Below are 23,722 nucleotides of genomic sequence, written 5' to 3' on the forward strand. Positions count from 1 at the left end.
GCCTGAAATGGACGATGTCCTGACGGAACCCGAAATCGTCATCCTTGGCGTCGACCACATGCAGGCGGCGGCAGGGATCAGGCGGATAGCGCTCTGGCAGCGTCTGCCTTGGCTGCCCGTTCTGCACACGCCTGAGGAAGAAGAGCAATATTGGCGCATGCATCTCCTGCCGAACTGCACGATCCTCGGCGCCGCCGTGGGAAGCAAGCTCGTCGGCGTCATCGCCTATGGCGATGATTGGATAGAGCAACTTTACGTTCTCCCGGATTTCCAGGGTATCGGCATCGGCTCCCTGCTTCTCGACTGCGCCAAGGAGGAAATGAACGAGATCCGGCTCTGGACATTCCAGCGCAATGCCGGTGCGCACGCCTTTTACGAGCGGCATGGGTTTACCGCCGGGGAGGAGACAGATGGCCTCGACAACGAGGAAAAAGAGCCTGACGTGCTCTATCACTGGCGCCGGCTTCCGGAGCTGACACTCGGTCTGCAACCGACCGGCGGTTAGAATATGGGATCGCGCGCCCAAGGCATAGGCTATTGGGGCTTGCCAAATTCCTTGCACGGGCGAAACATGAACTCAGCGCAGGAAGCGTCTTGCGCCGCGGCTGACAGAGGAAACGGGAAATGCCGAAATCGACCGGCCTCGGCTCGGCCGAGCAACCGCCGCAGCCCTCGGGCGACACGTCCGTCTGGGCGGTGATCCGCTCTGAGGCGGCCGCGCTTGCCGCGCGCGAGCCGATTTTGCGGCGGCTGCTTGCCATGGAGGTCATGGACACCGCTGGCAATAATGAACTGGTCGCCCGCGTGCTGGCCGCGCGGCTCTGCGCAGCGCAGGTGGAAACGGACGATCTGTTCGACCTCATCCTGTCCACGCTTGATGACGATATCATGCGCAAGGTCGAGGCCGACCTCCTCGCGGTGCGCGAACGCGATCCGGCCTGCACGACATTCCTGCACGCGCTCCTCAATCTCAAGGGCTTTCATGCGCTGCAGACCCACCGCGTCGCCCATGCGCTCTGGAGCGACGGCCGGCGAGAGATCGCAAGCTGGCTCTCCAACCTTGCTTCGCTGGTCTTCGGGCCGGATATCCATCCTGCGGCGAAGATCGGCGCGTCCATCATGCTGGACCATGGCTCGGGCATCGTCATCGGTGAAACGGCTGTCATCGAGGACGAAGTGTCGATTCTGCAAAACGTCACGCTCGGCGGCACCGGCAAGGAAACGGGAGACCGTCATCCGAAGATCCGTCATGGCGTGATGATCGGCGCGGGCGCCAAGATCTTGGGCAACATCGAAATCGGCGCTTTCAGCAAAATCGCCGCCGGTAGCGTCGTACTGAAAGCGGTTCCCCCGCATTGCACGGTCGCCGGCGTGCCGGCAGCCGTCGTACGCATCCATCGCGCCGACGAAATCCCCGCCGAGACGATGGATCAGAACATCTAGTATCGTTCCGGGATAGAGTTCGCGAAAGGTCTGGCTGCGGCATCTTCGCGTGCCGGCGGCACTTTTCGGCGATGTATCCGGGGCGAACCCGCCGCTCTCAAAAGACAATCCGCGCCGCAACCACGGCAGGCCCGCCTGCCTCCATGGTCAAGCGGCGCGGATATTGCCAGCCGGAGAGAGGTTCCCAACCCCGGCCGGCCGATCGGCTGGGCCTTGCGGCGCCGCGCGCCTGTTCAGACACGCGAAGGACGCCATAACAGCTTCACCCCCGCATCGCGTCTTCCGAAAATCGATCCGATTTTCAGGCCCTGATGCGTCAGGCTGCGCGGCGAACCGGCGCGCTAGCCAGCATGCGCCCCGACGGGACGATCATCCCGGCCGCGCCGTCAAGCCAGCCTTCCGTGAGCTCGAGCGCCAGAAAGCGCGAGCGTTCGAACGGACCCGGCATGACAAGATGGCGAGCCTTTTCGGCAAAGAAGCCGAAGCGCTCGTAATAGGCTGCATCGCCAACGAGCAGGACGGCGCCGTGCCCGCGATTCTTCGCTTCGAGGAGCGCCGCGCGCATCAGCGCCGAGCCGATGCCCTTGCCGCCGTGGTGAGGGGAAACCGCAAGCGGCCCGAGCAGCAGCGCATTGATCGCCGTGCCTTCATCGTTGACACCGGCCTCGATGTTCCAGAGCCGTACCGAGCCGATGACATGGCCATCGCGGTCGCGTGCGACGAGCGCAAGGCCCTCGGCCGGAACGCGGTTGCGGCGGATCTTCTCGGAAGACTTCTTGCGGCGATCCGGTCCCATGACGCGGTTGAGCAGGTTCTCGCGAGCAACGACATCAGAGGGATTTTCGGCCTCGATGGTGAAGGTGGTGGGCGCAAAGAATGCGCGGACAGAATCAAGAACAGCGGCCATCTTGGCCTCCCGTACCCAATACCGTTATCAGCGGCGATGAAGGAAATTGTGAAATTGCCGCCCCGGCTGGTTACGGGGCCGGCGGAAACGACCTTAGATGACGTAGGCCTTCAGCGGTTCGAAACCGTTGAAAGCGACCGCCGAATAGGTCGTCGTGTAGGCGCCGGTGCCTTCGATCAGGACCTCGTCGCCGATCGAAAGGGAGATCGGCAGCGGATAGAGGTTCTTCTCGTAGAGCACGTCGGCCGAATCGCAGGTCGGGCCGGCGATGACGCAGGGCTCCATCTCGTCGCCGTCGCGATCCGTGCGAATCGGGTAGCGGATGGCTTCGTCCATCGTTTCGGCGAGACCGCCGAACTTGCCGATGTCGAGGAAGACCCAGCGCGCATCGTCATTGTCCGACTTCTTGGAGATCAGGACGACTTCAGCCTTGATAACGCCTGCGTTGCCGACCATGCCGCGACCCGGCTCGATGATCGTCTGCGGGATCTGGTTGCCGAAATGCTTGCGCAGCGCCTGGTAGATTGACTTGCCGTAAGCCTCGGCGGACGGAACGTCGCGCAGGTACTTGGTCGGGAAGCCGCCGCCCATGTTGACCATCTGCAGGTAGATGCCCTGCTTGGCAAGCTGGACGAAGACGCGCTTGGCATCGGCAAGAGCCGAATCCCAGGCATCGACTTTGGTCATCTGCGAGCCGACATGGAACGAGACGCCGTAGGACTGCAGGCCGAGCTGATGAGCGTAGACGAGAACGTCGACGGCCATCTGCGGAACGCAGCCGAACTTGCGCGACAGCGGCCATTCGGCGCCTTCGCCATCCGTCAGGACACGGCAGAAGACACGGGCGCCGGGAGCGGCGCGCGAGATCTTCTCGACTTCCTCGTGGCTGTCGACCGCAAAGAGGCTGACGCCGAGCGCATGAGCGCGGGCAACGTCGCGTTCCTTCTTGATCGTGTTGCCGAAGGAGATGCGGGCGGCGGTCGCACCGGCTTCGAGCGCCATTTCGATTTCGGCAACGGATGCGCAATCGAAATTGGAGCCGAGGTTTGCGAGCAGCTTCAGCACTTCCGGAGCCGGGTTTGCCTTGACGGCGTAGTAGATGGCGCTGTCCGGCATGGCGTGACGGAAGGCGTGGAAATTGTCGCGAACGACGTCGAGGTCAACCACGAGGCAGGGACCGTCGGGACGTCGGGTTGCGAGAAAGTCGCGGATGCGCTGGGTGGTCATATCGATTCCCTCTTCCAATTCCAGAGCTCCGGCATCAACCGGAGGACAAAGGGCATACGAGAACTCGCATTGGAACCAGCCGGTGGAGACCCCGGAACCATAGCAAGCGCTCGATGCGCGGATAGTGAACCAACGCCGCGGACGCGGTGTAAGTTCGGCTTTGTCTGCCATGGATTGGAGGGAGAATCCCAACCGCACTTCCGGCAATGATGGTGTGCCTCTTCAGTAACCCCCGCTGATGGAAAGCAGGGAGAGAACAAAAAGGCCCGCACCGTCGTTGCTTCAGGCGTCCTCGCATTTTCCGGTTGGCCGGAATAGCGACTGGAGGGGTTAATTCCAGGTACCTTACCGATTTCCTCACCAATTCGAGGGTTCGGCGGACACCCATGGGCACGTGCGACTTTGGGCTGAGTGGGAAATAAGAATATTCGCCTTCATAATCAAGCGTTTTTTTGATCTGGCCGTCAAAAAAATAATTGAACAAATCGGCACGATTTGTTCAATATTCCAAAACAGCTTCGGGGGTTTGCATGGATACCTTGACCCGCATACGTGCCTTCATCGATGTCGTCGAGGCCGAAGGCTTTTCCGCCGCCGCACGGCGTACCGGCCGCTCCAAGGCGCTGCTCTCCAAATATGTGCGCGAACTGGAGGATGAGCTCGGCGCACTGCTGCTCAACCGCACCACCCGGCAGTTCTCCATGACCGAAGCCGGCCACACCTATTACCGCACCGCCTCCGATATTCTCAAGGAGATCGACAACCTTGCCGATCTCGTGCGCGAAAACAATGCGCAGTTGAAGGGGCGCCTGCGCATCTCGGTGCCGCGCACCTTCGTCGATGCCGATGTCGGTCAGTCGTTGATCGATTTCGCCAGGGAAAACCCGGACCTGTCGCTTGAAATCGCTGCCGACGATCGTTTCGTCGATCTGATCGAGGAAGGTTTCGACGTGGCAATCCGCATCACCAAGCTCGAGGATTCCGGCATGATCGCGCGCAAGATCTCCGATTTCCGCGTCCATCTCTGCGCCACACCCGATTTTCTCGAACGCTATCCTGATCTCGAACATCCGGCGGATCTTTCCAACGTCCCCTTCATTGTCGATACCAATGCGCGGACCCAGGCGAGCATCCGCTTCTACAACCCTGACAACACCACCTTTGCCGTCGCCATATCAGGGCCGATCGAGGTCAACAGCCCGCATGCGACATTACGCGCAGCGCTCGCCGGCATCGGCATCGCCCTCGTTCCGGATTTCATCGCACGCAAGCCGATCGAGACCGGCGAATTGGTGACGCTCTTCAATGATTACATCCCGACCGACCGCGGCATCTATGCCGTCTACCCGCACCGGCGCTATCTGCCGGCTAAGGTGAGGATCTTCGTCGATTATCTGCACAACTGGTTTAAGAAGCACCCTTAGCGTTGCCTGCGCCGCGCTGCGACATCCCGTCCCGCGCCAGCCGCCCCTCACATGATTCCGGCGCGGAATCCGGTCCCAATTCCGTCCCAATTTCTGGCAAGAAGTCAGGGTCACCGAACAGGGCAGCGGGATAGATGAGATATTCGACGATACTGATGGCCGCGCTTCTTTCGCTGGCGCCGGCCGCCGCCTTTGCCCATCCGCACATCTTCGTGGAGGCACGCCTCGAAGTCGTCGCCGGCAAAGATGGCAGCGTCGAGGAATTGCGCAACGTCTGGCGCTTCGACGAGGTCTTCTCCTCCTCCGTCGTCATGGATTTCGACAAGAACACCGACCTGAAGCTGGAGCCGGACGAGCTCGCGGAAGTCGGAAAAACGGTGAAGCAATCGCTTGCCGACTACGACTACTATATGAACCTGACGATCAACGGGAAGAACATCACCGTCCAGAAGCCCGACACCATCCATGTCGACTATAAGGACGGCCAGCTGCTGATGTTCTTCGCGGTGAAGCCGGCGGAAAAGATGCCGCTCAAGGGCAAACTCACCTTCGGCATCTACGATCCGACCCTCTATACCTCGATCGATTTTCCCACAGACAACGAACTGGCAATCGTCGGCGATGGCTTCAAGACCTGCAAGCACCAGGTAGTAAGGCCGGATGCCGATGAGGTCATCTCGCAAAACAAGCAATCGCTGACGGACGCTTTCTTCAACGATCCCACAGGCACCAACATGTCCAAGCTCTTCGCCACCCGGCTGGAGGTCACATGCTGACGAAACGCCTGCCGCTCGTCCTTCTATCCGCCGGCGTTCTTGCGCTTTTCGCCACGGCAAGCCTCGCCCATGCGCAATCGCCGCTCGGCATCGGCACGGCGGAGCCGAGCTTCCAGCCGACCGGAGGGCCGCTCGCGCCGCTTCTGCTTTATGTGAACTATGAACAGCAGGCGTTTTATCGGGCGCTGACCGGCGCCTTGAAGGCGATGCGCGAAGACCCCTGGCAACTGACTTCGCTGATCGGCCTCTCCTTCGCCTACGGCGTCTTCCATGCAGCAGGCCCCGGCCACGGCAAGGCGGTCATCTCTTCCTATATGATCGCCAACGAGGTGGAGCTGAAGCGCGGCGTAGTGATCTCCTTCATCTCGGCCTTCGTCCAGGGTGTGGTCGCGGTGGCGCTCGTCGGCGGCGCCTGGCTGGTGCTGCGCGGCACCGGCATTACCTTGACGGCGGCGACCCATGCGATGGAGATCGCAAGCTTCGTCATGGTCATTCTCTTTGGCGCCTGGCTGCTGTTTCGCAAACTGCGCTCGATGGCAGGCAATCTGCCGCGCCGCCGGCTATTGGCGACGCCGGCCGGTCCGGCCTCCATGATGCTCGACTGGAAAGACAACGCGGCCGAACGCAAGGCCTATGCCTTCAACGGCAAGGCGCAGCCAGTGGAAGTCGGCCACACCTTCGTTCCCGGAATGGTCTGCGAAACCTGCGGCAACGCCCATGTGCCTGACCCGGCGCTGCTCGGCGGCGACAGGTTCAGCGCCCGAGAGGCCTGGTCGGCAATCGTTGCCGTCGGCCTTCGCCCCTGCTCCGGCGCGTTGCTGGTCATGACCTTCTCGCTGCTGAACGGGCTTTATCTCGGTGGCATGCTTTCGGTCGCCGCCATGTCGCTCGGCACGGCAATCACCGTTTCCCTGCTCGCGACCCTTGCCGTCACGGCCAAGGGCGCCGCCGTTCGCCTCTCCGGACGCGGCTCGACGGCTTCGGTCTGGGTCGGCAACGCCATCGAAATCTTCGGCGCCCTGCTCGTCATCGCGATGGGCGCCCTGCTGCTCGGCGCTTCGTTGCAGGGTTAGAGCCTACTTGCCCCTGCCCCGCTGGTAGCGCGCCCGCAGCCAGAAGACCGCGAAAAACGCCATGATCAGGCAGACGCCGACGAAGATCGCCAGCACCGGCGAGAAGCTGCCGATCCACAGCACGATGGTCGGCAGGAAATAGAGGACGAGGCCGGCGCCGAACAGAATAATGGCGGCGGCGATCGCCTGCGAACGGCTCTCGGGGCTCACGCGAGCCTTTCCTTTTCCAGATCTGCGCGGATATCCTGCAGTCGGCGGATCTGATCGCCGGTAGCGTCGAAATTCTCGGGCGAAAGCCAGGCTTCGAAGGCATCGTTGATCAGTGGCCATTCACTGTCGATCATCGAGAACCAGGCGGTGTCGCGGTTGCGGCGCTTGGAGATCATGTGCTGGCGGAAGACGCCCTCGAAGCTGAAGCCGTAACGCGCAGCCGTCGTCTTGCTCGCCTCGTTCTTGTTGTCGCATTTCCACTCGTAACGGCGGTAGCCGAGATCTTCGAACACGTGCTTGGCCATCAGGTAATGCGCTTCGGTCGAAAGCGGCGACCGCTTCATCTCCGGGCCGTGGGCCACGCCGCCGATCTCGACGACGCCGTTTGCCGGGTCGGCGCGCATGTAGTTCGCCATGCCCACGATCTTGCCGGTGGCGTTGTCGCGGAAGATATGGGTGAGCCAGCCGGATTTGGTGTAGACGGTCTCCAGCCAGTTGGCGAAATCGTCGATGCCGGAGAAATCGTCCTGCGCGAAATAGAGAAGCAGCGGGTTGATGCCCATGCCGCCGAGCCCTTCCCACAGCGCCTCAAGATGTTCCGCGCGCCGATAGGGCTCCACGGTGACGAAACGGCCTTTCAGCGTGACCGGCTTCGGTGCCGGGCAGCCCTTGAAATTCGAAAGATCGCGCATGTTCACTCCACTTTTCAGAAGAGTGGGATAGGCCAGCCGCCTGACAAAGGCAACCGGCCTAGATGTTACTGTGACAAGGTAACCTTGGCGGAAGAGACCGTCGCCTCGATATGATCGACCAGCTGGTCGGCAAGGCCGAGCCGGCCCGCGAGCAAATCGAGATAACCGCGCTCGGCCCGCGAATCCGGTTCGATGGTGAGCCGCGAGGCGGTGTAGAGCTCGACGCGCTGCTCTTCCGTCGTCGCGGCGACGACAAGCGCATCGATATCCGTCGGCGAAGCGAGTTCCCGCTCGATGAAAGCCGCAGCCTCGCCGCTGACATCGGCCGCCTTGATCTTGTCCATGATAAGGGCGCGCTCGGCATCGTCGATATGGCCGTCGGCCTTGGCCGCGGCGATCATTGCCCGGATCAACACCAGCACGAATTCATTGCTGCCGGCAGGCGACGCCGGCCCGAAGCCGGATTCGACAGGCGGCGGCAGGAGGACCGGATTGTTGGCCGATGGCGCATCCGAGGGAGCAGCCGGCGCCTGGCCCGACTGGTAATTCTTGTAGGCCTGGTAGCCGAGGCCCGCAATGGCGGCAAGACCTCCGATCGCCAGCGCGTTGCCGGCAATGCCGCGGCCGGTCTTGGTGCCGAGAAGCACGGCTGCGATCGCGCCCGTCGCCAGCGGATTGTTCCTGGCCGTCTGCACGGCCTCGCCCGCCCTGTCGCGGACCGTGCCGCCGAGGCCAGGCACCTGTGAACCCAAAAACTGGTCGAGAAGCTTCTTTGCGTCGAACATCCGTCGTCATCTCCCTGTTTGAGGCTGGAGGAGAACATAGGTTTGCGACGGGTGAAATACAAATGGGAGGGCTCGCCGGGAAGCGTGCCCTACCCCCAGATATACGACCTCAGGCCTTCAGCGCGGCGGCCTCCGCCGCGAGCTTGGTAATGCCAGCCCAATCGCCGGCGGTGACCAGTTCCTTCGGGGCCACCCAGGAGCCGCCGACGCAGATGACGTTCGGCAGCGAGAGGTAATCATTGGCGTTCTTCAGCGAAATGCCGCCGGTCGGGCAGAACAATGTGCCGGCGAGCGGCGAGGAGAGCGCCTTGAGATAGGCAGCACCCCCGGCCTGCTCGGCGGGGAAGAACTTCAGCACCTGGTAGCCTTCTTCGCGCAAAGCCATGACTTCGCTGGCGGTCGCAGCGCCGGGAAGCAGCGGCACGTCGGAATCGGCGGCCGCATCCAACAGCTCCTGCGTGGTGCCCGGGCTGACGATGAATTTCGAACCGGCCTGAACGGCGGCTTCCCAATGGGCCGCGTTCAGGATCGTACCTGCGCCGACTTCGGCGCCCTCGACCTCTGCGGCGACAGCGCGCACGGCTTCGAGCGCCGCCGGCGTGCGCATAGTGATCTCGATCGCTTTCAGACCGCCCGCGACGAGCGCGCGGGCCAGCGATACGGCCGACTTCGCGTCGTCGACGATCAACACCGGAACGACCGGCTGAAGTTTCAGGATGGAAAGGAGCTTCTCTGTTTTCTCGCCCATGGTCGTACGACTTTCTTGACTTGAAACGATTGAATTCCGATTCCGAATAACGCCCCCGCGGAACCTTGTCGAGATAAAACCAGTTCACGTTACAGCATGGGTATGAAATGCGTGGAAATTGGGCTACCGTGTCGCAATCGTCACAAAAGGTTCATCGGCATGGCGAAAGAGATCGAACGGAAGTTCCTTGTACGCAGCGATGGATGGCGTTCCGCCGTCGAAGCCAAATCCGTCCTGAAGCAGGGTTACATCGCCTCGATGGACGATCGTTCCGTCCGGGTGCGCACCCTCGACGACAAGAAGGCCAGACTGACGATCAAGATCGGCCGCAGCGCCATCACCCGCGATGAATTCGAATATGACATTCCGGTCGCCGATGCCGAAGAGCTGTTGCAGAACGCCATTGGCATCGTCATCGAGAAAACGCGCTACCGCGTTCCGCATGAAGGCTTCGTCTGGGAGGTCGATGTCTTTGCCGGTGAACACCGAGGATTGGTCATCGCCGAGGTCGAAATGAGGTCGGAAGCCGACAGTCCGGCTCTGCCCTCATGGCTTGGCCGCGAAGTGACCGGCGATTTCCGCTATTCCAACCAGGCCCTAGCCACAGAATATGGGCACGACCGGCATGGCCTATCGCATACGGCCTGACGCCGATTTCACCGAGGAATTCCGTAGCGTCGCCACCGAGCAGTTAAACCGCGCCGTCACGGTTCTCGAAGAGCGGCCGGAGGGTGCGCATGAGGCGATCCATTCCTTCCGCAAGAACCTGAAGCGCGCGCGCTCGCTCTACCGCTTGGTGCGCCGCGAGGTGCCGGATTTCCAGGCGCAGGAAAATGTGCGGCTGCGCGATGCCGCTGGATCGCTTTCGGCAATCCGCGACGCTGCCGCCCTCATCGGCACCGCCCAATATCTGCACAAAACCGCCCGCGAAAAGGAAGAGAGCGAGGCGCTTGGCCGCATCGTCACCATTCTCGAAGGACGCCGCGATTGGATGGCAGAAGCCGAAAGCGGCCTGGAGCAGCGGCTGATGGAAGCCTCAGACGTTCTGAAGGAAGCGATCGCTGCCGTGGATACGGTTGCCTTCGACGGCGGCCACCGCAAGAATGCCCGCATGCTCGGGAAAAGCTGGCGCCGCACGGCGCGCAAGGCGAAGGCTGCCCTTGCGGCCTGCCACGGCGAGGCATCGGCCGACGATTTCCACGATCTGCGCAAACGCACCTATGACTACCGGCTCTTCCATGGCCTCCTGCGCGACGTCTGGCCGGGCGCGATGCAGGCCAAGCGCGATGCGGCCAAGGAACTCGTCGAGGATCTCGGTCACATTCACGATCTCACCGTGCTTTCCGAACTGGTCGAGTCCGAACCGCAGCTCTTCACCCGCAATGACGATCTGGCGCATCTGCTCGACGCCATCATCTTCCGCCAGCAGGAAGACCGGCGGCTGGCGCTTGCCAAGGCCGAAGCTGTCTTCACCGACGATCCCGACGACGAAGCGGAGCGTATCGAACTTCTCTGGCTGACGGCGGGAAGCTGAGAAGCAGCCGCCATTGGTGAAGGCAATTGCGCTGCTCGCCGATTTTCTGTATTTCCGGCCGATGACCGACAGCCTGACACACACCAGCCCGTTCCTCGTGGCGGCGCTCTACCATTTCGTTTCCGTGCCGCGTTTTGCGAGCCTGCAGGAGCCGTTGCAGGCGCTCTGCGAGGAAAACGGCGTCAAGGGAACGCTGCTTCTGGCGCATGAGGGCATCAACGGCACGATCGCCGGACCGGATACCGGCATTGGCGCCGTGCTCTCCTTCTTGCGCGCCCAGCCGGAGTTTTCGGGCCTGGAGCACAAGGAGAGCCGCGCTTCCAAAATGCCGTTCCTGCGCATGAAGGTGAAGCTGAAGAAGGAAATCGTCACCATGGGCGTCGAGGACATCGATCCCAACAAGGTGGTCGGCACCTATGTCGCGCCTCAGGATTGGAACGCGCTGATTTCCGATCCCGATACGATCGTCATCGACACCCGCAACGACTACGAAACGGCGATCGGCACCTTTCGCGGCGCAGTCGATCCGAAGACCAAGACGTTCCGCGAGTTTCCCGGGTGGGTGCGGCAGAACACCGGCCTGCACAACAAGCCGAAGATCGCCATGTACTGCACCGGCGGCATACGCTGCGAGAAGGCCACCGCTTTCATGAAGGCTGAGGGTTTCGACGAGGTCTATCACCTGAAGGGCGGTATCCTGAAATATCTGGAGGAAGTGCCGCACGAAGAAAGCCTCTGGGACGGCGCCTGCTTCGTCTTCGACGAGCGCGTCTCTGTCGAGCACGGGCTTAGGGAAGGCGAACACAAGCTCTGCCACGCCTGCCGAAACCCGATCACATCAGAGGAAATCAGCTCACCGCTCTACGAGGAAGGCGTCTCCTGCAGCCACTGTTACCACACGCGCACTGAAGAAGACCGGTTGCGCTACCGCCAGCGGCAGCACCAGATCGCGCTCGCGAAAAAGCGCGGGCAGCGCCATATCGGCAGCTGAATCTGGATTCTTTGTGAGGCCGGCCGAACCCCGTAGCCGTTTAGGCAGCGCCGAGACGACGCCGGGCTTCTGGCTCCACTGCCTGTCGCTCCTCCAGCATCTCGGAGATGAGATCTGATGTGACAGGCTTTCCGAAAAAATAGCCCTGCAGGCAATCGCATCCGAACAGGCGCATCGCCACCGCCTGCGCCTCGGTCTCGATGCCTTCGGCCGTGACGGGAATATCGAGCGAGCGGGCAAGCGCCACCGTCGCCTGCAGCATCTCGCGCTGCCGTTTGTCTTCATTGACGCCCATGACCAGCGAACGGTCGATCTTGATGCGGTCGAAGCCGAACTGCCTGAGATAACCGATGGAGGAGAAGCCGGAACCGAAATCGTCAAGCGCCACCTTCACACCCAGCCCCTTCAGCCGCTCGATCGACTGGCGGGTGCGCTGCGGATTCTGGATCATGTAGCCTTCGGTGATTTCGAGCGTAACGCGGCCGGCCTCGATCTCCGTCTGCTTCAGCACGTAGCGCACATAGTCGGTGAAGGCAGGATTACGGAACTGGCCCGGCGAGACGTTGACGGAGATGTTGAGGCCAGGCCATTGCTTGGCCGTCTCGCAGGCCTTGCGCAGCACGAACAGGCCGAGCGATTCGATGAGGCCGCTCGTCTCGGCGATCGGGATGAATACTTCGGGCGAAACAGGCCCATGGCCCGGGCGGTTCCAGCGCACCAGCGCCTCGACGCCGGTGATCGCATGTGTCGTCGCATCGACCAGCGGCTGATAGGCGAGCGTGAGATCGCCGCTTTCGATGGCGATCCGCAGATCGATTTCCAGCGCATTGCGCTGCTCCCGGTCGGCGTCCATCGACGGATCATAGAGCGTCATGCGCGCGCGGCCGGCCTCCTTCGCCTTGTACATCGCAAGGTCGGAGCGGCGCACCAGCTCCTCACGTTCGGTGGCGCCGGCCGGCGACATGGCAATGCCGATGCTTGCCCCGACGACCACGACACGGCGACCGATCTCCAGCGGCTCGGCGAGGAAATCGAGGATCTGTTCGGAAAGCTGCAGAGCGGCGGCATGTTCCCCGTCAGAGAGAAAGGCGATGGCGAACTCGTCTCCGCCGATGCGGGCGAGGACCGCGCCTTGCGGGATGAGCACATCGAGACCGGCTGCGACCGCGCGGATCAACTGGTCGCCGGTGCCGTGGCCATAGCTGTCGTTGACTTCCTTGAAGCCGTCGAGGTCGAGATAGAGGAGCAGCACGTTGCGCTTGGTCTGGCGTGCCTCGATGACGAAGCGATCGACGGCGAGCCCGAGGCCATCGCGGTTGGAAAGACCGCTCAGCTCTGTCGCGCAGCGCCTCCTCACGGGCGCTGTTTTCCTCGCCTTTCAATCGGCGGCCGGCAAGCCAGCCGATGACAAGCAGCACCATGAAGAACAGCCCGACCAGTCCGAGCGCCTGGATGACCATCGGCCGCACCTGCGCATAGGCGACATCGCCGGGCGAACGCGAGGTCCAGACGAGCTTGGCAAGCATTGCCCCGGTCGGATCGGCGATCGGCACGAAATAATCGGCCTCGAGGGCCGGCGGCGCCAGCCTCAGCCCGCCGATAACATAGGTCTGGCCGAGCCCTGTCACCCTGTCATCGTCGAGATGACGGGCGAAAACAAGATAGCGATGCTGGCCCGCGGGCGCCTCCAGCGCACCGGATTTTTTCCGCACCAGTGCGACGCCAACTGCGGCAATACCGCGTTTGGTGGTGACGAAACCGGCCGCTTGGGGACGATCGGCAGGGCCGGCGGCCTTGACCTTGTCGAGCAGGGTCCAGAGTGACGGCGCGAAGAAATCCGTGAGCGACTCCTCCATCGGCTGGCCGTCGCGATAGGCGATGATCGCCTTCCTCTCATCGTCGATGACGATCGCCATGTCGAAAAGCGCGCTGTTGACCGACATCTCGCCGTAATTGCTCACCGTCCAGGCCATGCCGTCGGGGGCATAGACATTGGTGGCGGCGTCGTCCCATGCGGCATAATCGTCAAGCGTCGCGCCGAGTTGATCCTCGAAGGTCTTCAACGCGCCGATCGTCGTTTCGCGCGAGCGCTCGTCGTCGAGAAGATTGGCATTTTCGGCCACCCGTTCGAGCGCCGTCAGCACCATGATGGTAACGACGGCGACAATGACGGCGAAGGAGAAAAGCACACCCGTGACGGTGGTGTGACGGCCTATTCCCGATCCCCTGCTCCTCGATTTTGCAACTGTACGCATTACAACTCCCTGACCGTCGGATTTTGCCAGTCAAGGGTTCAAAAACGTTTAAGCAACCGCCTGTTGAAGATTTTCCGGCGATCTATTTCTGCATCTGCCGATGACGCGAAGCTTCTGCCAAGCAATGTCAGTCACTTAACGAGGATGAAATCTAGGGCGCCGTGTGGTTGCCCTTCGGGAATTGCGCCGCCAAGTCGCTGTACCACTTGCCGCTCTTCTTCACCGTGCGCACCTGGGTCTCGTAGTTGACATGGACGAGGCCGAAGCGCATGCGGTAGCCTTCCGCCCATTCGAAGTTGTCCATCAGGCTCCAGGCGAAATAACCACGCATCGGATGCCCGTCCTTGATGAGATCCGCCACGATGTCGAGATGGTCGCCGAGATAGTCGAGGCGCATCGTGTCGTCAACCGCGCCATCGACGACACTAGTGTTGTCGCAAGCGCCATTCTCGGTGATGTAGCATTCCGGCAGATCGTAGCGGCGATAGAGGTCCTCGACCAGGCGCCTCAATCCGGGCGCATAGATTTCCCAGCCGATGTCGGTCTTGACGTCACTTGCCGGCGGCGCTTTCACCGTCCAGGGGAAATCGCCTTTTCGTTCGGCATCGTCGGTAACGCGCTCGGGCGTGTAGTAATTCAGACCCCACCAGTCGAGCTTCTGGCTGATGAGCTTCATATCGCCGTCCTCTATGACGGGCATGCGCTCACCGAGCGCCTCGACGAACTCCTTCGGATATTCGCCCTTGAAGACGGGATCGAAGAAGGCGCCGTTGTGGAACTGATGCGCGCGTTCGGCGGCGGCAAGATCGGCTGCGCCGTCGGAGCCGGGAATGATCGATGCGGCATTGAGCACGAGCCCGACAGGCACGTTTGGCGCTTCCGAGCGGATTGCCTCGACGCCGAGACCGTGGGCAAGGTTCATATGATGCATGGCGTGGAGAGCGGCCTGCATGTTGCGCTCACCCGGCGCATGGATGCCGTAGAGGTGGCTCAGCCAGACGATGCACCAGGGCTCGTTGAAGGTGGCAACTGTGTCGAGACGATCGCCGAGGCGGTTCACGACAGTCTTGGCATAACGCTGAAAGGCATAGGCTGTCGAACGCGCCGTCCAGCCGCCGTCGCCGGCAAGCAGCAGAGGCAGGTCCCAATGGTAAAGCGTCGCGAAGGTCTTGATCCCCCGCGCCTTGCAGCCGTCGACCAGCCGATCGTAGAAATCGAGGCCGGCCTCGTTCACCGGACCCGTGCCGTCGGGAATGATGCGCGGCCAGGCGATGGAGAAACGATAGGCTTCGACACCCATCTCCTTGATGAGATCCAGATCCTGATCAAGCCGGTTATAGTGGTCGCAAGCGATATTGCCATTGTGGCGATGATAGACGCGGCCCGGCATATTGCAGAAGGCGTCCCAGATCGACGGCTTGCGGCCGTCGGCCTTGCTGGCGCCCTCGATCTGAAACGCGGCGGTGGCGACGCCAAAGGTGAAGTCGCCGGGAAAGCGCTCTGCGAGTTTTTTCGGATCGATCATCTGGAATCCTATCTCTAAAGCATGTCGCGCAAATGTGTGCAGCGGTTTTGCCACGACGACATGCGGAAAATCAAAAATCTAAAGTGGGGCAGGCGAATCTAAAAGATCGCGCCACGCTTCAGCTGAGGCCCTTTGCGCGGGATTTAGCCAAGGCCGAGGGCAAAGTACAGGCCGGCGGCGATAAAAACTGCAACGTTACAGGAAGGCCATGCCGCTGCTGCCTGATCAAGATTGAAACAAAAATGCCGAGGCGGCTCCAGCCGCCTCGGCATTTTCATCAAGCGCTACGCGCGGGTCGGATCGGACAATTCAGACCTTGACCCATGCCCCGTTCTTCTTGGAAGACGCGACGCAGGCTTCGACGAAGGCCACACCCTTTACGCCGTCATCGACCGTGGGATAGACCACCGCCTTGTCGACGTCCTTGCCCTTCTTGCGGGCGTTGATCGCATGCGCGGCTTCCGTATAGATCGTCGCAAACGCCTCGAGATAACCTTCCGGATGCCCAGATGGCACGCGCGTAACGCGGCCGGCAGCCGCGCCGGCGCCGGCGCCGCCACGGGTGATCAGTCGCTTCGGCTCGCCGAAAGGCGTGTACCAGAGGTAGTTGGGGTCCTTCTGGGTCCATTCCAGCCCGCCCTTGGTGCCGTAGACGCGCACCATCAGGCCGTTTTCATGGCCGGGCGCCACCTGGCTGCACCAGAGCATACCCTTAGCCGGCTTCTCCGAGCCCTTGGCCTTGAAGCGCAACATGACGTGGGCATTATCATCAAGCCGGCGGCCCGGAACGAAGCTGTCGAGATCGGCAGCCAGGCTGTCGAGTTCCAGCCCGGTGATGAAGGAGGCAAGATTATAGGCATGCGTGCCGATATCGCCTGTGGACCCGCCGACGCCCGACTGTGCCGGGTCGGTGCGCCATGCGGCCTGTTTCTGGCCGGTCTGCTCGACCGCTTCCGTCAGCCAGTCCTGCGGATATTCGGCCTGGACCACTCTGATATCGCCAAGCTCGCCGTTCGCGATCATTTCGCGTGCCTGGCGGACCATCGGATAGCCGGTGTAATTATGCGTCAGCACGAAGAGCGCGCCACTCTCGTCGGCGACCTTCTTCAGCTTCTTCGCATCGGCAAGGTTCGATGTCAGCGGCTTGTCGCAGATGACATGGATACCGCGCCTCAGGAATTCCTTGGCTGCGTCGTAATGCACGTGGTTCGGCGTGACGATCGCCACCGCCTCGATGCCGTTCTTCAGCTTCGCCTCGCGGATTGCCATCTCGCGGTAGCTGGAATAGGTGCGCGACGGATCGAGACCGAGGTCACGGCCGGACTGGACGGCCTTCTCTGGCGTCGACGACAGCGCTCCGGCGATGAGGTCGTACTGATCGTCGATGCGCGCCGCGATACGGTGCACCGCACCGATGAACGCGCCCGCGCCGCCGCCCACCATGCCGAGCCGGATGCGCGGCTCGCGGGTCTGTTCGGATGATGCTTCGATTGCCATTCTGGTCCTCCTCAATCTTTCTTCCCTTCTCCCCAGCGCGGAGAAGGTGGCCCGAAGGGTCGGATGAAGGAGCTTCGCGGCAGTTGCCTTTCGCTTGTCGCTCAAGGCATTCGTCGCTATCGCTCCTCATCTCCCTCATCTGCCCTAACGGGCATCTTCTCCCCGCTGGGGAGAAGGGAAAATGAAACTTAAAGCCCCAGCATCCGCCGGTTGGCCGCCTGATCCGTGCCGCTGCCGGCGAAATCGTCGAAAGCTTTCTCGGTGACGCGGATGATATGGGCCGCTACGAACTCAGCCCCTTCGCGGGCCCCGTCCTCCGGATGCTTCAGCGCGCATTCCCATTCGACCACGGCCCAGCCGTCGAAATTGTTGGCCGTCATCTTTGAGAAGACCGCGCCGAAATCGACCTGGCCGTCGCCGAGCGAGCGGAAGCGGCCGGCGCGTTCGACCCAGCCCTGATAGCCGCCGTAAACGCCCTGACGCCCCGTCGGATTGAACTCCGCATCCTTGACGTGGAACATCTTGATGCGGTCCTTGTAGATGTCGATATTGTCGAGATAATCGAGGCACTGCAGGACGTAGTGCGAGGGATCGTAGAGCATGTTGGCACGCGGATGGTTCTTCACCCGCTCCAGGAACATCTCGAAGGTGATGCCGTCATGCAGGTCTTCACCCGGATGGATTTCGTAGCAGACGTCGATACCGTTCTCATCGGCATGGTTGAGGATCGGCGTCCAGCGGCGGGCAAGTTCGTCGAAGGCGGTCTCGACGAGGCCAGCCGGGCGCTGCGGCCAGGGATAGATGAAGGGCCAGGCAAGCGCGCCGGAGAAGGTTGCATGCGCCTTGAGGCCGAGGTTCTTCGATGCCGTCAACGCCATCTTGACCTGCTCGACCGCCCATTCCTGCCGCGCCTTCGGATTGCCACGCACCTCAGGTGCCGCAAACCCGTCGAAGGCCTCGTCATAAGCCGGATGAACGGCGACAAGCTGACCCTGCAGATGGGTCGAGAGCTCGGTGATCTCGATGCCGTTTTCGCGGGCCTTGCCGGCGAATTCGTCGCAATAATCCTTCGACGTGGCAGCCTTCTTCAGATCAATCAGCTGGCTCGCCCAGGTCGGCACCTGGACGCCCTTGTAACCGATGTCGGCAGCCCATTTGGTGATCGCGTCCCAGGAATTGAAAGGAGCGGTATCGCCCGCGAACTGGCCAAGGAAAAGGCCGGGGCCCTTGATCGTTTTCATGTCAGATTCCTCCCTGAATATCGACCGTAAACGTTTCTGAAGAACTTGTAGCACGCAATTTTTCTGGAGCAAGACGCTTCTTTGCTTGCTGGCGTATTTGGCGTGAAGCCGGATGGGTATGGCTGCGAGCTAACCATGACGGACATTGTCGGGCAAGATGTACGTGCGGCAATTTTCAACCGCCCGCCATCGGGAAAACATAAAAAAATGCGCCCATCCTTTCGAATGGGCGCGCCTTCTGCAGCGGGATCAGAACGGAGAATCCGGGAAGTAGAAGTCCTTGGCATTCTCCTTGGTGACGAGCGTCGCGTCGAGAATGTAGTTGCCGTGAACCGGGACTTGGTCATAGAGCGCAGCAGCCGTCAGTTCCATCGCCGTGCCGACCATTGCCGGCGGATAGAGAACGTCGACCGGGATCAGCTTGTCGCCGTCCATGACCTTCTTGACCATGTCCTTGGAGCCGGCGCCAGCGACGACATACTTGATGTCGGTGCGCTTGGCCTGCTCGATCGCCTGGAGAACGCCGACCGCCATGTCGTCGTCCTGGCACCATACGACGTCGATCTTCGGGTACTTCGTCAGATAGTCCTGCATAACCTTGAAGGCGTCGTCGCGGTTCCAGTTGCCATACTGGCGGTCGAGAACCTTGACCTTGGAGCCGGCAATGCCCTTGTCGAAACCGTCCTGGCGCTGCTGGTCGATCGGGATCGGCAGGCCGCGGATGACGACGACTTCGGCGTCAGGCGTCTTTTCAGCAATATATTTGCCGGCGACTTCGCCGAGCGCCGGGTTGTTGCCGGCGACATAGAGGTCACGCACGGAATTGTCGTTACTACTAGGTGCACGGTCGACAAGCGCCACGAACTTGCCCTTGCCCTTGACTTCCTTGATGGCGTTGACAAGCGGATCCGGATCCGACGGCAGGATGACGAGCGCGTCGATGCCCTGCGTATCGAGGTCCTGCACGGCGTTTGCCTGTGTGGCGGCATCCGGCGAGGTCTTGACGATGACGTTCAGGCCCGGATGTTCGGCCATCAGCTTCTTGGCAATACGCTCGGCATGGAACACGACGCCAGAGGTCCAGCCGTGATCGGCGGCCGGAATGGACACACCGATCGTGTAGTTCTTGTCCTGGGCGTAGGCTGCGCTGGCAAAAGCCACCCCCGCAACGGCCAGACCCAACATGAGCTTGCGCATGCTTATTTCCTCCCAAAAATATCAGGGACTTGTCCAATCCGAGCCGGGTGCCCTGTAAAGCCCGACCAATCCGAGAACCGTCTGCCTAGAGCATGTCTCGCAAAAGTGTGCAGTGGTTTTGCGATAAAGACATGCGTAAAAACAAAGACCTAAAGCGTGACAAGCGAATCTGAAAGATCGCGACACGCTTTAGGATTTGCGCACCAGCGACCGCTGCACCAGCATAGCGATGATGATGATCGCACCCTGGATCGCGCCGATGAGATACTCGCTGATGAAGTTCGACAGCAGCATGATGTTGCCGACGAGTTCGAGAATGAAGGCACCGCAGATCGTGCCCCAGACACGGCCGGCGCCACCCTTGAGAGCCGTGCCGCCAACGACGACAGCGGTAATCGCCTGCAGCTCCCACAGGATGCCTGTTGTTGCCGAGGTAGAGCCGAGACGCGGCACATAAAGCAGTACCGCGATCGCCACACAGAGACCCTGGATCACGAAGGCAATGGTGCGCACCCGATTGACGGCAATGCCCGAATAGCGCGCGACGTCGCTGTTCGAGCCGACTGCCACGACATGGCGGCCGTAACGCGTGCGATACAGGATGAAGGCCGCGATCGCGGTCACGACGAGGATCACCACGATCGGAACCGGGATGCCGAGGATGTTGCCGAAATAGGCCGGACGGTAGAGCGTCTGGATTTCGCTCGAGCGCAACGTGATCGCGCCGCCCTGCGACAGCCATGTGGTCAGACCGCGAAAAATGCCCATGGTGCCGAGCGTAGCAATGAAAGGTTCGATCTTCCCGACAGTGGTGATGAGGCCGTTGGCGAGGCCGCAAAGCGCCCCTGCAACGACGGTAAAGGCCGCGGCAGCCGTCAGCATCAGCACCGGGTCGGCAATGACGCCGGAATTGATGAGCAGGATCATCAGGCTGGCGACGAAGGCCACCATCGAGCCGACGGAAAGGTCGAGATCTCCGGCGGAGATCACGAAGGTTGCGCCGACGGCGATAATGGCGATGAAAGCGCAGCGCGTCGCAACGTTGGCAAGATTGGTGATGCCGATGAAATTCGGATTGACCAGTGCACCGACGATCAGAAGCAAGGCCAAGGCGGCAAACGGGGCAACCGCGCGCAGATCGACGTCACGCCAGGACCTGCGCCGGATTTCCCTGGTCTCCTCGTTAACACTCATGTCCAAAACCAACCTCCCGTCCCAGAACCTCTGGGCACCTTATCCATTTTCCGCTTCGGCGAAGTCCCGCTGCGCCCTCATCTTTGTTCCGTGCATGTCGTCCTCCCAAAACCGCGGCACACTTTTGGGCGACATGCGTCAGGCGGCCGCCTTCCTTTTGAGGCCGGCGGCGTAGCGCATGATCTCCTGCTCGGAAATCTCGTCTCCCTCGAGCACGCCGACGATATGCCCTTCGCGCATCACCACCACCCGCGTGCAGAGGCCGATGACTTCAGGCATCTCCGACGAAACGACGATGATCGACCGGCCGTCCCGGGCGAGCGCCGAGATGAAATGATAGATCTGCTGCTTGGTGCCGACATCGATGCCGCGCGTCGGCTCGTCGATGATGATGATGTCAGGATCGGTCTCCATGACCTTGGCGAGCAGCAGCTTCTGCTGGTTTCCGCCCGACATGCGGCCGGCGACGATATTGGTGTCGCGCACCCTGATGTCAAAACGGCGTTTGGCCTTCGCCAGGGCGGCTGCCTCGCTGCTCGGGCTGAGATAGCCATGGCGCGAATGCCTTCCGAGCGATTGCAGGGTCAGATTGGTCGCCATGCCGGAGCGCAGCAGCAGGCCCTTCGATTTGCGGTCCTTGGTCATGTAGGCGAGCCCGCAGCGATTGGCCGCATGCACGTCACCCGAAGGAACCGCCTCCCCCTTGATGACCACCTCGCCTTCGAGACGGGTCCGCAACCCCGCGATCGCCTCCATCAGCTCTGTCCGGCCGGAGCCGATCAGGCCGGAGAAGCCGATGATCTCGCCCTTGCGGACCTCGAAGCTCGCATCCCTGACATAGCCGGTCGAAACCGAAGAGACTCTGAGAACGACCTCCTCGTCGACATCGGGCTCGACCTTGGCCGGATAGAGGCTGGAAAGCTCGCGACCGACCATCAGCTGCGCGATCGATTCACCGTCCAGAATGGATGTCGGCGACGTCTTGATCCACTGGCCGTCGCGCAGGACCGTGACCCGGTCGGTCAGCTCCATCACCTCGTCGAGTTTGTGGGAAACGAAGACGAAGCTGGTGCCCTGGTCGCGCAGCTTGCGGACCTGCTTGAAGAGCATGCTGATCTCTTCCCGTGACAGGACGGCGGTCGGCTCATCCATGAACACCACGCGCGCATCGCGGCTGATCGCCTTGGCGATCTCGACCATCTGCTTGTCGGCGATGGAAAGTGTACTGATCAGTGCATTCTCGTCGACATGCGAACCGAGCACGTCGAGAACCTTGCGCGTCTCGGAACGCATGTATTTGCGGTCGAGCAAGCCGAAACGGGTGACCTCGCGCCCCAGGAAAAGGCTCTCCGTCACGGTCAGATGTTCGGCCAGGTTGAATTCTTGATGGATGATAACGATGCCGAGCGCTTCCGCACCACCATTGGGCGGCAGCACGACAGGCTGGCCGTCGAGCAGGATCTCGCCGGAACTCGGCTGCTCGAAACCCGACAGCACCTTGACGAGCGTGGATTTGCCGGCGCCATTCTCCCCCATGAGGGCGTGGATTTCGCCGGGGCGAAGATCGAAGTTCACGCTGAAAAGGACCTGCACGCCGCTGAAGGATTTGCAGATGCGCCTGGCGGACAGCACCACGGGCGCGGTGTCGGCGATTTCCACGGTCATCATGCCTCCCCCAGGAAGCGCTATATGCCGGCTACCCGCCCGGCGACGCTCCCTCACCTTGAACTAGTGCACATTCCCCTTCTGAAAACCGCCTCCGGTCTTCAAAGTGCCATGCACTCGCGGCTCCCGTCCGCTTTGACCTTTGTGTAAACCTTTACATCACCTATGTAAAGGTTTACATGGTGGATTTACGCAGAACCGTCGAAGCCTGCCTTTGACCTATCGGCAAGTCTGTGTAGTGTCGCGGCGAAGACAGCCCCAAGGCAGAGCCAGTGTCGAATTCTACGCCCGCAACAATCGAAGACGTCGCCCGGATCGCCGAGGTCTCCATCGCGACGGTTTCCCGGGCGATCCACATGCCGGAGAAGGTCGCCAACTCGACGCGGCTCAAGGTCAACCAGGCGATCGCCATCACCGGCTATACGACCAATGCCATGGCGCGCAGCCTGAGGCTCGGCCGCTCCAACATGATCCTCGTGGTGGCGCCCGATATCGGCGATCCCAACTTCTCCAACATTCTCGTCGGACTGGAGAACGAGGCGCGCGCCCATGGCTACGGCATCCTGATCGGCCACACCCAGAACGATGCTCAGCGGGGCCTCGAATATCTGAAGTTCTTCAATTCCAATCAGGCCGCCGGCCTGATCCTCTTCACCGGCATCCTCCCCTTCGGCCACCAGACGATGACCGCCCGGCTGCCGCCGAGCGTCGGCGTTTTCGAACCGGTCTTCAACGGCGGCATTCCCTATGTCGGCGTCGATGACACCGAGGGCGCGCGAAAGGCCGTGGACCTGCTGCTGGCCGAGGGACATCGCAAGATCGCCTTCATCGGCGATTCCCGCACCCGGCTCGCCTACACCAGGCGCCGCATGGGTTACGATGCCGGCCTGGACGCCGCCGGCGTCCCGCCAGACACCAGGATCGTGCTCGAAGGCGACGGCACCATCGAAAGCGGACGACATGCGGTCGAACAGCTTTTCATGCGCGACACGCTTCCGACCGCCTTCATGTGCGTCAACGACCAGACCGCGATCGGCGTCATGGTCGGGCTTGGCGCGCGAGGTTACGATATTCCCCGGGATTTCTCGGTGACGGGCTTCGATGACGTGCCGCAGGCCGTCTTCATCTCGCCGTCGCTGACCACGATCCGCCAGCCACGAACGGCGATCGGCAAACAGGCGATGGCGCTGCTGCTGGAACTCCTGTCCGACGGCCGGCCGGCCGAAACGGAAATTCTGCTGAGGCCGGATCTGGTGGTGCGAAATTCAGTTTCCGCACCGTCGCGCAACTGGTTGAAGCGTTGAGCCGGCAGTAGCGGCCGGAAGAATAGCGCCGGCG

At 61.7% G+C, this 23,722-nt stretch carries 21 protein-coding genes and 1 pseudogene; 9 read left to right on the plus strand and 13 right to left on the minus strand.

Translation table 11 applies throughout. The annotated features are described in order from the left end of the window. Positions 1-7: 7 nt before the first annotated feature. Positions 8-505, plus strand: coding sequence for a GNAT family N-acetyltransferase (locus tag NE852_RS19150; protein ID WP_008533338.1), 498 nt, complete (start codon positions 8-10; stop codon positions 503-505). 119 nt (positions 506-624) lie between these two features. Beyond that, positions 625-1,443 (plus strand): serine O-acetyltransferase, encoded by an 819-nt coding sequence (gene cysE / locus NE852_RS19155; protein ID WP_008533339.1) that lies wholly within the window; start codon positions 625-627, stop codon positions 1,441-1,443. 316 nt (positions 1,444-1,759) lie between these two features. Here the strand turns inward: cysE and NE852_RS19160 are convergent, their stop codons facing one another. Further along, positions 1,760-2,350, minus strand: a complete 591-nt coding sequence (locus NE852_RS19160; RefSeq protein WP_008533340.1) for a GNAT family N-acetyltransferase — start codon at positions 2,348-2,350, stop codon at positions 1,760-1,762. Between the two features lie 93 nt (positions 2,351-2,443). Then, on the minus strand, positions 2,444-3,577 hold the full coding sequence (odc2, locus tag NE852_RS19165; RefSeq protein ID WP_008533342.1) for an ornithine/lysine decarboxylase: 1,134 nt from the start codon (positions 3,575-3,577) through the stop codon (positions 2,444-2,446). Positions 3,578-4,107: 530 nt separating this feature from the next. Between odc2 and NE852_RS19170 the strand changes: the two genes are divergently transcribed. From NE852_RS19170 to NE852_RS19180, 3 genes are all read left to right on the plus strand, one after another. Further along, positions 4,108-5,001 (plus strand): LysR family transcriptional regulator, encoded by an 894-nt coding sequence (locus NE852_RS19170; RefSeq protein WP_258155947.1) that lies wholly within the window; start codon positions 4,108-4,110, stop codon positions 4,999-5,001. A gap of 134 nt (positions 5,002-5,135) precedes the next feature. Next, the gene (locus NE852_RS19175; protein WP_258155948.1) at positions 5,136-5,777 is read left to right on the plus strand and encodes a DUF1007 family protein; all 642 of its coding nucleotides are present in this window, start codon (positions 5,136-5,138) and stop codon (positions 5,775-5,777) included. Next, complete coding sequence (locus tag NE852_RS19180) at positions 5,771-6,850, plus strand: nickel/cobalt transporter (RefSeq protein ID WP_258155949.1); 1,080 nt, start codon at positions 5,771-5,773, stop codon at positions 6,848-6,850. The genes NE852_RS19175 and NE852_RS19180 overlap by 7 nt, the downstream gene beginning before the upstream one ends. A gap of 3 nt (positions 6,851-6,853) precedes the next feature. Here NE852_RS19180 and NE852_RS19185 read toward each other — a convergent pair whose 3' ends face one another. The 4 genes from NE852_RS19185 to NE852_RS19200 form a co-directional block, all read right to left on the minus strand. Continuing rightward, entirely contained in the window at positions 6,854-7,060 is a 207-nt protein-coding gene (locus tag NE852_RS19185; RefSeq protein WP_008533349.1) for a hypothetical protein, read from the minus strand. Further along, positions 7,057-7,752, minus strand: coding sequence for a GNAT family N-acetyltransferase (locus NE852_RS19190; protein ID WP_008533351.1), 696 nt, complete (start codon positions 7,750-7,752; stop codon positions 7,057-7,059). The genes NE852_RS19185 and NE852_RS19190 overlap by 4 nt, the downstream gene beginning before the upstream one ends. Positions 7,753-7,817: 65 nt before the next feature. After that, positions 7,818-8,537 (minus strand): tellurite resistance TerB family protein, encoded by a 720-nt coding sequence (locus tag NE852_RS19195; protein ID WP_008533352.1) that lies wholly within the window; start codon positions 8,535-8,537, stop codon positions 7,818-7,820. Positions 8,538-8,646: 109 nt separating this feature from the next. Continuing rightward, positions 8,647-9,285: a 2-dehydro-3-deoxy-phosphogluconate aldolase gene (locus NE852_RS19200; RefSeq protein WP_008533353.1), complete on the minus strand. Its 639-nt coding sequence runs from the start codon at positions 9,283-9,285 to the stop codon at positions 8,647-8,649. Between the two features lie 159 nt (positions 9,286-9,444). Between NE852_RS19200 and NE852_RS19205 the strand changes: the two genes are divergently transcribed. The 3 genes from NE852_RS19205 (at position 9,445) to NE852_RS19215 (ending at position 11,810) form a co-directional block, all read left to right on the plus strand. Further along, on the plus strand, positions 9,445-9,933 hold the full coding sequence (locus NE852_RS19205) for a CYTH domain-containing protein (protein WP_008533354.1): 489 nt from the start codon (positions 9,445-9,447) through the stop codon (positions 9,931-9,933). Then, a complete protein-coding gene (locus tag NE852_RS19210; RefSeq protein ID WP_008533355.1) occupies positions 9,911-10,819 on the plus strand; it encodes a CHAD domain-containing protein in 909 nt (302 codons plus the stop codon). Before NE852_RS19205 ends, NE852_RS19210 begins: the two co-directional genes overlap by 23 nt. 61 nt (positions 10,820-10,880) lie before the next feature. Next, positions 10,881-11,810: a rhodanese-related sulfurtransferase gene (locus tag NE852_RS19215; protein WP_008533358.1), complete on the plus strand. Its 930-nt coding sequence runs from the start codon at positions 10,881-10,883 to the stop codon at positions 11,808-11,810. A 40-nt stretch (positions 11,811-11,850) separates the two neighbouring features. Here the strand turns inward: NE852_RS19215 and NE852_RS19220 are convergent. The 7 genes and pseudogenes from NE852_RS19220 to NE852_RS19250 all read right to left on the minus strand — a co-directional run bounded on the left by NE852_RS19220 (position 11,851) and on the right by NE852_RS19250 (position 22,384). Beyond that, positions 11,851-14,065 (minus strand): annotated as a pseudogene (locus NE852_RS19220) (putative bifunctional diguanylate cyclase/phosphodiesterase). A gap of 151 nt (positions 14,066-14,216) precedes the next feature. Next, a complete protein-coding gene (locus NE852_RS19225; RefSeq protein WP_258155950.1) occupies positions 14,217-15,590 on the minus strand; it encodes a GH1 family beta-glucosidase in 1,374 nt (457 codons plus the stop codon). 309 nt (positions 15,591-15,899) lie between these two features. Next, positions 15,900-17,087 (minus strand): Gfo/Idh/MocA family protein, encoded by a 1,188-nt coding sequence (locus NE852_RS19230; RefSeq protein WP_258155951.1) that lies wholly within the window; start codon positions 17,085-17,087, stop codon positions 15,900-15,902. A 188-nt stretch (positions 17,088-17,275) separates the two neighbouring features. Further along, a complete protein-coding gene (locus NE852_RS19235) occupies positions 17,276-18,328 on the minus strand; it encodes a sugar phosphate isomerase/epimerase (protein WP_012759029.1) in 1,053 nt (350 codons plus the stop codon). Positions 18,329-18,577: 249 nt separating this feature from the next. Beyond that, the gene (locus NE852_RS19240; RefSeq protein ID WP_008533369.1) at positions 18,578-19,525 is read right to left on the minus strand and encodes a substrate-binding domain-containing protein; all 948 of its coding nucleotides are present in this window, start codon (positions 19,523-19,525) and stop codon (positions 18,578-18,580) included. A gap of 189 nt (positions 19,526-19,714) precedes the next feature. Continuing rightward, complete coding sequence (locus NE852_RS19245) at positions 19,715-20,719, minus strand: ABC transporter permease (protein ID WP_008533371.1); 1,005 nt, start codon at positions 20,717-20,719, stop codon at positions 19,715-19,717. A gap of 138 nt (positions 20,720-20,857) precedes the next feature. Further along, on the minus strand, positions 20,858-22,384 hold the full coding sequence (locus NE852_RS19250) for a sugar ABC transporter ATP-binding protein (RefSeq protein ID WP_258156714.1): 1,527 nt from the start codon (positions 22,382-22,384) through the stop codon (positions 20,858-20,860). Positions 22,385-22,656: 272 nt separating this feature from the next. Between NE852_RS19250 and NE852_RS19255 the strand changes: the two genes are divergently transcribed. Next, on the plus strand, positions 22,657-23,688 hold the full coding sequence (locus tag NE852_RS19255) for a LacI family DNA-binding transcriptional regulator (RefSeq protein WP_008533377.1): 1,032 nt from the start codon (positions 22,657-22,659) through the stop codon (positions 23,686-23,688). Positions 23,689-23,722 lie beyond the last annotated feature (34 nt).

Source organism: Rhizobium sp. Pop5, from assembly GCF_024721175.1.
Classification (GTDB): Bacteria; Pseudomonadota; Alphaproteobacteria; order Rhizobiales; family Rhizobiaceae; genus Rhizobium.

Coding starts and splice junctions, on each gene's coding strand:
- NE852_RS19235 (WP_012759029.1), bottom strand. CDS start 18,328: ATGAAAACGATCAAGGGCCCCGGCCTTTTCCTTGGCCAGTTCGCGGGC.
- NE852_RS19200 (WP_008533353.1), bottom strand. CDS start 9,285: ATGGGCGAGAAAACAGAGAAGCTCCTTTCCATCCTGAAACTTCAGCCG.
- cysE (WP_008533339.1), top strand. CDS start 625: ATGCCGAAATCGACCGGCCTCGGCTCGGCCGAGCAACCGCCGCAGCCC.
- NE852_RS19210 (WP_008533355.1), top strand. CDS start 9,911: ATGGCCTATCGCATACGGCCTGACGCCGATTTCACCGAGGAATTCCGT.
- NE852_RS19225 (WP_258155950.1), bottom strand. CDS start 15,590: ATGATCGATCCGAAAAAACTCGCAGAGCGCTTTCCCGGCGACTTCACC.
- NE852_RS19170 (WP_258155947.1), top strand. CDS start 4,108: ATGGATACCTTGACCCGCATACGTGCCTTCATCGATGTCGTCGAGGCC.
- NE852_RS19190 (WP_008533351.1), bottom strand. CDS start 7,752: ATGCGCGATCTTTCGAATTTCAAGGGCTGCCCGGCACCGAAGCCGGTC.
- NE852_RS19160 (WP_008533340.1), bottom strand. CDS start 2,350: ATGGCCGCTGTTCTTGATTCTGTCCGCGCATTCTTTGCGCCCACCACC.
- NE852_RS19215 (WP_008533358.1), top strand. CDS start 10,881: ATGACCGACAGCCTGACACACACCAGCCCGTTCCTCGTGGCGGCGCTC.
- NE852_RS19240 (WP_008533369.1), bottom strand. CDS start 19,525: ATGCGCAAGCTCATGTTGGGTCTGGCCGTTGCGGGGGTGGCTTTTGCC.
- NE852_RS19150 (WP_008533338.1), top strand. CDS start 8: ATGGACGATGTCCTGACGGAACCCGAAATCGTCATCCTTGGCGTCGAC.
- NE852_RS19180 (WP_258155949.1), top strand. CDS start 5,771: ATGCTGACGAAACGCCTGCCGCTCGTCCTTCTATCCGCCGGCGTTCTT.
- NE852_RS19250 (WP_258156714.1), bottom strand. CDS start 22,384: ATGACCGTGGAAATCGCCGACACCGCGCCCGTGGTGCTGTCCGCCAGG.
- NE852_RS19195 (WP_008533352.1), bottom strand. CDS start 8,537: ATGTTCGACGCAAAGAAGCTTCTCGACCAGTTTTTGGGTTCACAGGTG.
- NE852_RS19245 (WP_008533371.1), bottom strand. CDS start 20,719: ATGAGTGTTAACGAGGAGACCAGGGAAATCCGGCGCAGGTCCTGGCGT.
- NE852_RS19205 (WP_008533354.1), top strand. CDS start 9,445: ATGGCGAAAGAGATCGAACGGAAGTTCCTTGTACGCAGCGATGGATGG.
- NE852_RS19175 (WP_258155948.1), top strand. CDS start 5,136: ATGAGATATTCGACGATACTGATGGCCGCGCTTCTTTCGCTGGCGCCG.
- NE852_RS19230 (WP_258155951.1), bottom strand. CDS start 17,087: ATGGCAATCGAAGCATCATCCGAACAGACCCGCGAGCCGCGCATCCGG.
- odc2 (WP_008533342.1), bottom strand. CDS start 3,577: ATGACCACCCAGCGCATCCGCGACTTTCTCGCAACCCGACGTCCCGAC.